The organism is Sphingobium sp. GW456-12-10-14-TSB1 (assembly GCF_059424385.1).
Genome location: NZ_JBWKZI010000001.1, coordinates 528,038 through 539,567, shown reverse-complemented (window position 1 = coordinate 539,567; position 11,530 = coordinate 528,038). Strand labels below are relative to the sequence as shown.

The 11,530-nt window shown below is 62.3% G+C and carries 15 protein-coding genes; 9 read left to right on the top strand and 6 right to left on the bottom strand.

Annotated elements, in window-relative coordinates; genetic code table 11:
• The first annotated feature begins 525 nt into the window (after positions 1-525).
• The 4 genes from AC07X9_RS02750 to AC07X9_RS02735 all read left to right on the top strand — a co-directional run bounded on the left by AC07X9_RS02750 (position 526) and on the right by AC07X9_RS02735 (position 1,684).
• Positions 526-741, top strand: a complete 216-nt coding sequence (locus AC07X9_RS02750) for a cold-shock protein (RefSeq protein WP_006948571.1) — start codon at positions 526-528, stop codon at positions 739-741.
• A 77-nt stretch (positions 742-818) separates the two neighbouring features.
• Positions 819-1,031, top strand: coding sequence for a hypothetical protein (locus AC07X9_RS02745; protein ID WP_017181334.1), 213 nt, complete (start codon positions 819-821; stop codon positions 1,029-1,031).
• A 96-nt stretch (positions 1,032-1,127) separates the two neighbouring features.
• Positions 1,128-1,325, top strand: a complete 198-nt coding sequence (locus AC07X9_RS02740; protein ID WP_017181335.1) for a hypothetical protein — start codon at positions 1,128-1,130, stop codon at positions 1,323-1,325.
• On the top strand, positions 1,325-1,684 hold the full coding sequence (locus AC07X9_RS02735; protein ID WP_017181336.1) for a glycine zipper 2TM domain-containing protein: 360 nt from the start codon (positions 1,325-1,327) through the stop codon (positions 1,682-1,684). The genes AC07X9_RS02740 and AC07X9_RS02735 overlap by 1 nt, the downstream gene beginning before the upstream one ends.
• A gap of 60 nt (positions 1,685-1,744) precedes the next feature.
• On the opposite strand, the gene AC07X9_RS02730 is transcribed toward AC07X9_RS02735, so the two are convergent.
• From AC07X9_RS02730 to AC07X9_RS02715, 4 genes are all read right to left on the bottom strand, one after another.
• Positions 1,745-2,674, bottom strand: a complete 930-nt coding sequence (locus AC07X9_RS02730; RefSeq protein WP_017181337.1) for an electron transfer flavoprotein subunit alpha/FixB family protein — start codon at positions 2,672-2,674, stop codon at positions 1,745-1,747.
• The gene (locus AC07X9_RS02725) at positions 2,671-3,420 is read right to left on the bottom strand and encodes an electron transfer flavoprotein subunit beta/FixA family protein (protein ID WP_026002082.1); all 750 of its coding nucleotides are present in this window, start codon (positions 3,418-3,420) and stop codon (positions 2,671-2,673) included. Before AC07X9_RS02725 ends, AC07X9_RS02730 begins: the two co-directional genes overlap by 4 nt.
• A gap of 96 nt (positions 3,421-3,516) precedes the next feature.
• A complete protein-coding gene (sucC, locus tag AC07X9_RS02720; protein ID WP_017181339.1) occupies positions 3,517-4,716 on the bottom strand; it encodes an ADP-forming succinate--CoA ligase subunit beta in 1,200 nt (399 codons plus the stop codon).
• A 146-nt stretch (positions 4,717-4,862) separates the two neighbouring features.
• Positions 4,863-5,186: a hypothetical protein gene (locus AC07X9_RS02715; RefSeq protein ID WP_017181340.1), complete on the bottom strand. Its 324-nt coding sequence runs from the start codon at positions 5,184-5,186 to the stop codon at positions 4,863-4,865.
• Between the two features lie 74 nt (positions 5,187-5,260).
• Between AC07X9_RS02715 and AC07X9_RS02710 the strand changes: the two genes are divergently transcribed.
• Positions 5,261-5,659 (top strand): low affinity iron permease family protein, encoded by a 399-nt coding sequence (locus tag AC07X9_RS02710; protein ID WP_026002083.1) that lies wholly within the window; start codon positions 5,261-5,263, stop codon positions 5,657-5,659.
• A gap of 11 nt (positions 5,660-5,670) precedes the next feature.
• Here AC07X9_RS02710 and AC07X9_RS02705 read toward each other — a convergent pair whose 3' ends face one another.
• Positions 5,671-5,850, bottom strand: coding sequence for a hypothetical protein (locus AC07X9_RS02705; protein WP_140159554.1), 180 nt, complete (start codon positions 5,848-5,850; stop codon positions 5,671-5,673).
• A 121-nt stretch (positions 5,851-5,971) separates the two neighbouring features.
• Positions 5,972-7,168 carry a Na+/H+ antiporter NhaA gene (gene nhaA / locus AC07X9_RS02700; protein WP_017181343.1) on the bottom strand — a complete coding sequence of 399 codons (1,197 nt, stop codon included), beginning with the start codon at positions 7,166-7,168 and terminating at the stop codon, positions 5,972-5,974.
• A gap of 98 nt (positions 7,169-7,266) precedes the next feature.
• Between nhaA and AC07X9_RS02695 the strand changes: the two genes are divergently transcribed.
• The 4 genes from AC07X9_RS02695 to AC07X9_RS02680 all read left to right on the top strand — a co-directional run bounded on the left by AC07X9_RS02695 (position 7,267) and on the right by AC07X9_RS02680 (position 11,509).
• Complete coding sequence (locus AC07X9_RS02695) at positions 7,267-8,679, top strand: glycosyl transferase family protein (protein ID WP_086485441.1); 1,413 nt, start codon at positions 7,267-7,269, stop codon at positions 8,677-8,679.
• Between the two features lie 224 nt (positions 8,680-8,903).
• Positions 8,904-9,779: a hypothetical protein gene (locus AC07X9_RS02690; protein WP_495197977.1), complete on the top strand. Its 876-nt coding sequence runs from the start codon at positions 8,904-8,906 to the stop codon at positions 9,777-9,779.
• Between the two features lie 57 nt (positions 9,780-9,836).
• Positions 9,837-10,751: a sulfite exporter TauE/SafE family protein gene (locus AC07X9_RS02685; RefSeq protein WP_017182574.1), complete on the top strand. Its 915-nt coding sequence runs from the start codon at positions 9,837-9,839 to the stop codon at positions 10,749-10,751.
• On the top strand, positions 10,751-11,509 hold the full coding sequence (locus tag AC07X9_RS02680) for a TIGR02186 family protein (protein ID WP_017182573.1): 759 nt from the start codon (positions 10,751-10,753) through the stop codon (positions 11,507-11,509). The genes AC07X9_RS02685 and AC07X9_RS02680 overlap by 1 nt, the downstream gene beginning before the upstream one ends.
• Positions 11,510-11,530 lie beyond the last annotated feature (21 nt).

Sequence of the window (11,530 nt, the reverse complement as noted above, 5' to 3'; positions counted from 1 at the left end):
GGTTTGGTTCCCTGTTAGGGAAATTTCTGCCCGTGTTCCCACAAAACGGTCCCACATATTGTAGCAAGAAATGATCCCACTTTTGTTCCCACATTTCGATGCGGGTTCAGACAAATCAGGGCGACCGACCGCGAACAGGCTACAAGAAAAATTACCGATGTTACAACGTGCTTACGGACGCCATGAACCCGCCTGACACGATACTTTTAGCGCCTCCTCCGCTACCATTTTCCAAACATTTATTATTCGCGAGCGCCCAGTTGCAGCGTCGCTGCATCAATTGTCGCGATTGCCGGGAGGACGTGCCGGTCAAGCCGGATGACCGATCGGGTGAATCGGGTTGCGCGGAAGGCCGCGGATCGTTGCGTGATTTGCTATTTGCCGTCGCCTGCCCTACATGGGCGCTGCTACAGTCGCAAATCGACGGTCTTCGGCGCTTTGCGGCACCTACTTCCTTCTTTCCCTGCCCCTTAGCAACCCGGCGCGTCCACACGGGGTTCGCCGCACAGAAAGAAGGAATACCACATGAGCAGCATCACTGGCGTCGTCAAATTCTTCAACGCCGACAAGGGCTATGGCTTCATCGCCCCCGACAATGGCGGCGCAGACGCATTCGTTCACATCAGCGCCGTCGAGCGCGCTGGCCTGGCTACCCTGCGTGAAAAGGACCGCGTGTCCTATGACCTGGAGCAGGACAAGCGCGGCAAGATGGCTGCGGTGAACATCGCCCACGCTGAATAATTCAGACGGCCCGGATCGGGCGCGGGGGTCTTCCTTCGCGCCCGGCCCATTCATCCTTTGACATCAAGGAGAGCCAAATGGCCGTTACCGACTATCATAGCCTCGCCGCGCAAGCCCGCTCCGATGCTGACGCCGCGACGCTCAGCAATGTCCGCGACCGCTGCCTTCGCGCCGAAGCCGCCTGGCTGGCAATGGCCAAACGTCAGGATCTGACCGACACGGCCCGCGCCCGCCGGGAAGCCGCCGCTGCCGACGCTCGCGCCGAACGGCTGTCCGACGAGGCCGAGTAACTTTCCCGCTCTCTTTGTTGCCCGCACCGCCGGAACCCATGGCGTCGCCGCCCGTTGATCGGCCGACATCTTGGACACCAACAAAGGAGCCACTCCATGATCCGCACCCTGATTTTCGGCGCTATCGCCGGCTATGTCGGCAAGAAGCTGTATGACGACGGCAAGCTTGACCAGTTCCGCGACGATCTCGTCGCCCGCTACAATCAGGCCAAGGCCGACCTGTCCGACCAGCGCGTCGCCGACAGCAAGCCGGTGACGCAGGTGAACCACAACACCAGTCCGCTGGTGTCGTGATGCGCAAACCCCTCCTGGCCATAGCCATGGTCGCGATGCTGCCGCTGGGCGCATGCGTATCGGATGGTGGCGGAAACCGAGGCTATGGTTATGACCGCCCCGGCGATCGCCGCGGTCCGCCCCGTTACCAGCGCCGTCCGATCCGCGATGACGAACAGATTTACCGTGATCGCGATGGCCGCTATTATTGCAAGCGCGACGACGGCACGACCGGCACGATAGTCGGTGCGATTGCCGGCGGCGTGTTGGGCAATGTCATTGCTCCGGGCGGTTCCAAGACGCTCGGCACGATCCTTGGCGGCGGCGCAGGCGCCCTTGCCGGACGGGCCATCGATCGGAACGACGTAAGCTGCGAATAACATCAAAAAGGGCGCGGGATTTTCCACCCGCGCCCTTTTTTTTCATTGGCGTTTGCCCGATTACAGCTTGCCGGTCAGTTCCGGCACCACCTTAAAGAGATCACCGACCAGGCCGATGTCGGCCACCTGGAAGATCGGCGCGTCTTCATCCTTATTGATCGCGATGATGGTCTTGCTGTCCTTCATGCCGGCCAGATGCTGGATCGCTCCGGAAATGCCGACCGCGACATAGACTTCCGGGGCGACGATCTTGCCGGTCTGCCCGACCTGATAGTCGTTGGGCACATAGCCTGCATCGACCGCCGCGCGCGACGCGCCAACAGCCGCGCCCAGCTTGTCCGCCAGCGGGAAGATAACTTCCTCGAACGTCGGCCCATCCTTGAGCGCGCGGCCACCCGACACGATGATCTTGGCGCTGGTCAGTTCAGGACGCTCCAGCTTGGCGATTTCCGCACCCACGAAGGACGACATGCCCTTGTCGCCAGTCGAGCTCACGGCTTCCACCGTTCCCGATCCGCCATCCCGCGACGCCTTGTCGAACGCCGTGCCACGCACGGTTATCACCTTCTTGGCGTCCTTCGACTTGACCGTCGCGATCGCGTTGCCCGCATAGATTGGCCGGGTGAACGTGTCTTCGCTCTCGACCGACAATATGTCGCTGATCTGCATGACGTCGAGCAGAGCGGCAACGCGCGGCGCGATATTCTTGCCATTGCTGGTGGCGGGCGCAACGAAGGCATCATGATGCCCCATCAGTTCCACGATCAGCGGCGCGATATTTTCGGGGAGTGCATGGCCAAAGGCCGCGTCATCAGCGACATGAACCTTGCCAACGCCCGCAATCTTCGCGGCCTCCTCGGCAACCGCGCTGACGCCTTCGCCAGCGACCAGCAAATGCACTTCGCCCAGCTTTGCCGCTGCCGTGACGGCGGAAAGCGTGGCATCCTTGACGGCACCGCCGTCATGTTCGACCCAAACGAGCGTTTTCATGCGGCAACTCCCATAGCCTTGAGCTTGGCAACCAGTTCATCGACATCGGCGACCTTGACGCCCGCGGTGCGCTTGGGCGGTTCGACGACCTTGAGCGTTTCCAGCCGTGCGCCGATGTCGACGCCATAATCGGCCGGTGTTTTCTGCGCGAGCGGCTTGCTCTTCGCCTTCATGATGTTGGGCAGCGACGCATAGCGCGGCTCGTTCAGACGCAGGTCGGTGGTGACGATCGCGGGGGTGGACAGCTTGACCGTCTCCAGCCCACCATCGACTTCGCGGGTTACCGACACGCTGTCGCCTTCAACCTCTACCTTCGATGCAAAAGTGCCCTGCGGCAGGTTCAGCAGCGCCGCCAGCATCTGGCCGGTCTGGTTGCTGTCATCGTCGATCGCCTGCTTGCCCAGGATGATCAGGCCAGCGCCTTCCTCTTCCTGCACCTTGGCGAGCAGCTTGGCCACGCCCAGCGGCTCGACCTCGTCATCGGTCTGGATCAGGATCGCCCGGTCGGCGCCCATGGCGAGCGACGTGCGCAGCGTTTCCTGCGCCTTGGCAACGCCGATCGACACCGCGATCACCTCGGTCGCCACGCCCTTTTCCTTCAGACGGATGGCTTCTTCGACCGCGATCTCGTCAAACGGGTTCATGCTCATCTTGACGTTCGCCAGATCAACACCCGTCCCGTCCGCCTTGACGCGCGGTTTTACGTTATAGTCGATCACCCGCTTCACGGGGACAAGGATCTTCATTTCAACATCCTCCATTATAAATGCCAACACGGGCGCGGGCAGCCCGAAACCGGACTACCCGCACCCAAATGGTGTCAGTTCAGGTGAAAAGCGGCCTCAGGCTGCCTTCCTCACTTCTGCGACGATCTTGCGTGCTGCGTCGCCCAGATCGTCCGCCGGGACGATGGCCAGGCCCGAAGCCGCGAGAATGTCCTTGCCCTGCTGCACATTGGTGCCTTCCAGGCGAACCACCAGTGGGACCGACAGGTCAACTTCCTTGGCTGCAGCCACGATACCATCGGCGATGATGTCGCACTTCATGATGCCGCCGAAAATGTTGACCAGGATACCCTTGACCGCCGGGTCCTTCAGAATGATCTTGAACGCTGCGGTTACCTTTTCCTTCGAAGCGCCACCGCCGACGTCCAGGAAGTTGGCGGGGAATTCGCCGTTCAGCTTGATGATGTCCATCGTCGCCATCGCCAGGCCAGCGCCGTTGACCATGCAGCCGATATTGCCGTCCAGCTTGATATAGGCGAGGTCATATTCGGATGCTTCGACTTCGGCCGCATCTTCCTCGGTCAGGTCGCGCAATTCGGCGATGTCCTTGTGACGGAACATGGCGTTACCATCGAAACCGACCTTGGCATCGAGCACCAGCAGGTTGCCCTGCTTGGTCAGCGCCAGCGGATTGACTTCGATCTGCTCGGCATCGGTGTCCAGGAAGGCGGCATAGAGCGAGCCTGCAACCTTGGACGCCTGCTTGGCCAGATCACCGGTCAGGCCCAGCGCGGCAGCCACCGAACGGCCATGATGCGGCATGAAGCCGGTCGCCGGATCGACGGAGAAGCTGTGGATTTTTTCAGGGGTCGAATGGGCGACTTCCTCAATATCCATGCCGCCTTCGGTCGATACGACGAACGCGATCCTGCTGCTGGCGCGATCGACCAGCAGGGCAAGGTAGAATTCCTTGTCGATGTCGGCGCCGTCGGTGATGTAGAGGCGGTTGACCTGCTTGCCCGCGTCGCCGGTCTGGATCGTCACCAGCGTGTTGCCCAGCATGTCGGCCGAGTGCGCCTTGACCTCATCCAGATTGAAGGCGAGGCGAACGCCGCCCTTGGCTTCGGCGGGCAGTTCCTTGAACTTGCCCTTGCCGCGGCCACCGGCATGGATCTGCGACTTTACGACATAAAGCGGTCCGGGCAGCTTCTTGGCGGCCTCGACAGCTTCCTCGACCGAGAAAGCGGCATAACCGGCGGCGATCGGCGCGCCATATTTCGCGAGCAGTTCCTTCGCCTGATATTCATGAATATTCATGGAGCGTGCCGTCCTTTTCCATCGAACCGTGATGGCGACGGCTAAAGCACAGACAGGATTGCAGGGCCAGAGTGATTTCGCAAAACGACTTTGCAAAATTGCAAAACCTTTGCGAAGCGTCAGCGCGGATTATTGCAAAATAACGCCTAGAGGGCGCAGTTGATCGCTGCCTTGCTAGTGACCAGAAAAATCTCCGGATCCTCCAGCGCGCGTACCTTATAGAGGAACCGATCCACGCTCATTTCGCCCATGTGAGACTTGCGGAGCGATGCGAGCGACTGGAGCCGGCGCAACTGCGTCAGGCTGAGCCGGTCGACCATGCGTTCGGCCATGCAGCCCGCCATCCGGGGCGACAATCCGGCTTCCACCAGCCCGGCACGCAGACGTGATTCGGGCGAAACAGTGGCACAGGACGCCAGCAGGGATGCGGTGAGAGCGCAGGCAAGCGCGCGAAAAGCGATGGCTGTCATGCGCGCTTCATGGCAACTAGCGCCTGAACGCAGCATAAATGCACGCCGCGCGGCGCGCCAAGGAATAGAGCATGATGGACAGATTTTTCGCCGCCCTGTCGCACCGGGTCGCCAGCTGGGCCGGACAACCATTGGCCTTCATTCTGGCGAGCGCCGTCGTGCTGGTCTGGGTCGCCACGGGTCCGATCTTCAATTATTCCGACACTTGGCAACTGGTCATCAACACCGGCACCACCATCGTCACATTCCTGATGGTGTTCCTGATCCAGAACGCGCAAAATCGGGACGGATCAGCGATCCAGGCGAAGCTGGACGAATTGATCCGCGCCGTGGACAATGCGCGCAACGATTTTATCGGCATCGAACATCTGACCGAAGCCGAATTGCAGCGGATCAAGGCAGTGCTGGAAAAGGAATGTGGCGACGACGCGACTCATCATCTCGCGATCGAGCGATTGCTGGAGCGTCGCTGACGTCCGCACCATCAATGGGCGCGGACGATCAGCCTTTCATTTTCCTGCCGATAGGCATCGACCTGTTCGATGTAGCGCTGCGCCATATCTTCATAGGCGATGCGTCCTTCGCGTGACGGGCTGGCCTGCGCCTTGATCAGCGAGATCTGCTGACGGTGCAGCAGATAATTGATGTCCGTCTCCATACTCATATTCGCCCTCCTCCGGTATCGCGACTAGAAGAATTGGTCGATTATTGGCGGCATGGCGCGACGCGCGCAGCCATGCAGCGAGTATGGGTATAGCACAGGAACATCGGCTTGGCGAACCGACCTAGCGCAGCGATGGCGCAGCCCAACGCAACAGGGCATAGCCACCAAGAGCCGAGGCGATCGACCCCATCAAGATGCCGCCCTTGGCCTCTTCGACCAGCAGCGCCGATCCGGGGAAGGCAAGCGCGCCGATGAACAGGCTCATGGTAAAGCCAATCCCGCACAGCATCGCCATGCCATAGATCTGCGCCCAGTTCGCGCCGTTCGGCCGTTCCGCTATGCCCAGTCGCGCCGCGGCCCAGACGCTGCCAAATATGCCGAGCTGCTTGCCCAGAAACAGGCCCAGCGCCACGCCCATCGGCAAGGGGTCCAGCAACGCGCTGAACACCTGCGCGTTCAACGCCAGCCCGGCATTGGCAAAGCCGAACAGCGGTACGATCAGATAGGCGCTCCAGGGATGCACGCCATGTTCCAGCTTGTGCAGCGGGCTGTCCTCCGCATCGGGCGCGCCCGGCGTGCAGCGGATCGGGACCGTCATGGCGGCCAGGACGCCAGCGACCGTCGCATGAACGCCCGACAGCAGCATCAAATACCACAACAGCACGAACCCGATGAGATAGGGGATCAGCGACTTCACCCCTGCCCGGTTCAACCCGAACATCACAACCAGCACCGCAGCCGCCCCGGCAAGCGCGGCCATATCGAGACCCTGCGTATAGATCAGCGCGATAATCGCCACCGCGCCCATATCATCAACGATCGCCACCGCCGTCAGGAACAGCTTGAGAGAGGCGGGCGCGCGATTACCCAGCAGCGCCAGCACGCCGATCGCAAAGGCAATGTCGGTCGCGGCAGGGATCGCCCAGCCATTGGCCAGTTCCGGCTGTCCACCTGTTACCAAGAGATAGACGAGCGCTGGCACGACCATGCCCGCAACGGCGGCGATGATCGGCAGCCGCCGCCGCTCCCATGTCGACAGCCCGCCATCCAGAAACTCCCGCTTGATCTCCAGTCCGACGAGCAGGAAGAAAATCGCCATCAGCCCATCGTTGATCCACAGATGAACGGTCATCGGCCCCAGCTTCGGGGTCAGTTCCGGTCCAAGCTGCGCATGAATCAGGTCGTGATAGAGATGACCGCCGCCACCCGGCAGATTGGCCAGAACCATGGCCAGCGTCGCCGCGATCATCAGCAACACAGCGCTGCCCGCCTGACTGGCAAGGAATTCGCGTAATACTGATGGGCGTGGCTTTGTCATTCTTTCGATCTTCCTGTTTTTTTGCCTCCCTTTTGCGCAATTTGCGCAAAAGACTTGGAAGCGGCTGACACCAATGCCATCCTCTCCCCTGTCGAGGCATGGGGGTCAAGGCTTTGGGGGACATTTTGGTCGCTGGCCTTGCGCTCCTTCATCATGAAATCCTGCTATTTGCCGCCGTTGGACTGGCCATCGGCGGTGTGGACGATTTTCTGATCGACCTGCTGTTCCTGGCGCGCAAGGCATGGCGCGATCTGTTCATATATGGTCGCCATGACCGTATGACGACGGCAACCCTGCCACCATCGCCCAATCCCGGCCGTATCGCCATTTTCGTTCCCGCCTGGCGCGAAGCGGACGTGATCGGCCCGATGCTGCGCCATGCGTTGGGGCGCTGGGGCGATGCGGATTATCGCATTTTCGTCGGCGCCTATCCCAACGACCCCGCGACGATCGACGCCATCGCCGCCGTTGCGCAGGGCGATCCGCGCATCCTGCTGGGCATCACCCCCCATCCCGGTCCCACGACCAAGGCCGATTGCCTCAATCTTCTATGGCAGGCGATGCTGGACGAAGAGACGCGCGAAGGATTCCGTTACAAGGCGATAGTGCTCCACGATGCAGAGGATGTCGTCCATGCCGATGAGATTCGTCTGTTCGACGTGATGATCGACAGGTTCCAACTGGTGCAATTGCCCGTGCTGCCGCTGCCGGGCCAAGGCAACTGGCTCTCCCGCGCCATCGCCAATCACTATTGCGACGAGTTCGCAGAAAGCCATGGGAAATATCTGACCATACGCGAAGCGCTGGGCGCGTCCGTGCCATCCGCCGGGGTCGCCTGCGCGTTCGAGCGGGACACGCTTGCAGCGCTCGCCCGCGATCCAGGCCATGGTCCGTTCGATCCGTCATCGCTGACGGAGGATTATGAAGCCGGCTTGCGGATTCGCGACAATGGCGGGCGCGGCATATTCGTCCGGATGCGCGACGCAGACGGCGAACTGGTTGCGACCCGCGAATATTTCCCGGACACGATCGACAGCGCCGTCAGACAGAAAGCCCGCTGGATCGTGGGCATTTCTCTGGCGGGATGGGACCGGATGGGTTGGCGCGGCGGACCGTTCGAATGGTGGATGCGCCTGCGCGATCGGCGCGCAGCCCTGTCCGCCTTTGTCCTGTTCGCCGCCTATCTGACGATCGCTCTATGGGGGATGCTCTGGCTCATCAGCCTCGTCCTGCCAATCCCGCCGCGGCCGCTGTCCCCCATGATCGTGGCGCTCCTGTGGATCAATGTCGGGCTGATGAGTTGGCGCGGCCTGATGCGCGTGCTGTTCGTGGGGCAGGCTTATGGCTGGCGTCACGGCTTTGGTGCAGTGCCGCGCACCTTCATCGCCAATCTCATCGCCATACTCGCGGCGCGGCGCGCCATCTTCCAATATGTGCGGTCCTTGCTGGGCCGTCCGCTTGCCTGGGACAAGACCCAGCATCGCTTTCCCGACATGCAGTCCGATCCATGATCGCAACCGCCAGTGGCCGTCCACTCCGTTTCTTTGGGCTATTGATGGTCGGCTGGATCGCGATCCGGCTGTGGAGCCAGCCGGAACCACCACTGCCATTGATAGCCCACCAGAAATTCGCGGCATCGGCAACCACGCGCCTGCCAGCGTCGCAACCCATAAGGTCGGGGAATAATGCCCCCGAATTGACCATGCCTTCACCGCACAAGACCTGGACAGTCCAGATGGCGTCCCTTGTGCCCCCGCCGGCCGTCGCGGTCATGGCAAATGCCCGTCTCCACCCGGTCCTGGCCAAGGGTCCAGCCCCGACCTACGCCCGCGTCCAAGACGCCATGCCGGTCGACCTGCTGAATTTCATCGCCTTTTCCATGGCCTTTGCCAACCGCCACTATGCGAGCGATTCGGATGCTAATTACGGCACTCCCTCCCCCGCGCCGCTGTTGCGCTCGGCGTCGACACGGCCGGATCGCTGGCATGGCAGCGCATGGATGCTGTGGCGGGACAATGGCACGTCACCGACTGATGCCGCCCTTGGTCGGCTGGGCGCGTCGCAGGCTGGCCTGCGCGTCGATTATGACCTGACCCCTTCGGCCCCGATCCGCACCGTCGCCTATGCCCGCGCGACCAGTGCGCTCCAGCGCCCGGCTGCCCCGGAAGCAGCAATCGGCTTTGCGATCCAGCCGGCGCGCACCGTCCCTGTCAGCCTGGCTGTCGAACGCCGGATCGCGCTGGACAAGCGAGCGCGCAACGCGATGGCGATCATGGCCGTGGGCGGCTTTGGCCCCACGCGGGTCGGAGGCGGGCTGGAGGCGGAAGCCTATGCGCAGGCAGGCATGGTCGGGCTGAACCAGTGCGACGCTTTCATCGACGGCAAACTCTCACTGCTAGCCCCGATCGACACGACAAGGCTGCGAATCGGTGCGGCCCTGTCCGGCGGAGCGCAGCCGGGCGTCGAGCGTGTCGACATTGGCCCGGAAATGCAGATTCGATTGCCATTGCCCAACATCCCCGCCCGCATTGCGGTCGAATGGCGGGAACGCATTGCCGGTCGCGCCGCGCCCTCGTCCGGCCTTGCGATCACCCTGGCTGCGGATTTTTGACGCTGGGCGCATCGCGCGCTTTCACTCGACACATTTTGCCACTACCCCGGTCGGGCCATGGATCTTTACCTGCCCATCGCCAATCTTTCGGTGAACGCGCTGGTCATTGTTGGCCTGGGCGGGATCGTGGGTCTGCTGTCGGGCATGTTCGGCGTCGGCGGCGGTTTTCTGACGACGCCCCTGCTCATCTTTTACGGCATCCCCCCCACCGTCGCCGCCGCATCCGCCGCGTCGCAGGTGACCGGTGCCAGCGTATCGGGTGTTTTCACCCATATATCGCGCGGCACTGTCGATTTTCGCATGGGCGGCGTCCTGATCGCCGGCGGCGTGGTCGGCGCCGGGCTTGGCGTGCTGATCTTTCGCCTGCTGCAATATCTGGGGCAGATCGATACGGTCATCGGCATCCTCTATGTGCTGATGCTGGGCGGCATCGGCCTGTTGATGGCCAAGGAATCGATTCAGGCGCTGATCGCGCTCAAGACCGGCAGGCGTCCGCAGGCGCGCAAGCGGCGGCACCACCCGCTCGTCGCGGCGCTGCCGATGCGCTGGCGCTTCTATCGTTCCGGCCTCTATATCTCGCCGCTCGCCCCGTTGCTGCTGGGGATGGCAACCGGCATCCTGACGATGCTGCTGGGCGTGGGCGGCGGTTTCATCCTTGTCCCAGCCATGCTCTATCTGCTGGGCATGACTACCCAGTCCGTGGTGGGCACATCGCTGTTCCAGATCCTGTTCGTCACCATGGCGACGACGATGATGCACGCAATGACGACCAAGGCCGTCGATCTGGTGCTGGCGATGCTGCTGCTGATCGGCAGCGTCACGGGCGCGCAGGTCGGCACGCGGCTGTCGATGACGATCCGGCCCGAATATCTGCGCGTGTTGCTGGCGCTGATCGTGTTGCTGGTCGCTGCGCGCATGGCGCTGGGGCTGGGCTGGCGGCCCGATGAAATCTTCACGATAGAGTTGAACTGATGCGGCGGCGTGACCTTTGGCGGCTGGCGCCGGTCCTGTTGCTCGGCGCGGCCACTGCGCCGCAACTGGTGCCAGACGTGTCGCAGCGCGACATCGATATCCAGTATAGTTTCACCGGCGCTGACCTGCTGCTGTTCGGCGCGATCGTCTATCCCGATGGCAACCGTCCGGAAAAGCCTGCCGATATCGTCGTGGTGCTCAAGGGGCCGGAACAGTCGATCACCATGCGCGAAAAACAGAAGGTGGCCGGCATCTGGGTCAATGCCGATCGCGCCAGCTTCCGGTCAGCGCCCAGTTTCTACGCGATGGCATCGTCCCGCCCGATCGACCGCATCGTCGACGAGCGCACCGCCGCGATATATGAACTGGGCGTCGACAAGCTGCAATTGTCGCCATCTTCGCTCAACGACAGCGCGGAAATCAGCCGGTTCCAGGAAGGGCTGGTCGATCTGCGCGAACGATCCGGCCTGTTCGTCGAACGGCCGGGCACGGTCGAAATCAGTGACGGCGTGCTGTACCGGGCGCGCCTGCCGCTATCGGCGCGTGTGATCGTGGGCGATTATACTGCGGAGACTTTTCTGGTGCAGGACGGGCGCGTGGTCGCCGCCGCCGTCCGCGACATTACGGTGCGCAAATCCGGCTTTGAACAGTTCATGGCCGTTGCGGCGGAAAAATGGTCCTTCCTCTACGGACTGACCGCCATCGCGCTGGCAGTCGGCATGGGCTGGGCCGCGGGCGCCATTGCCCGGCGCGTCTGACGGCGCTGGCCATCGCCTCTC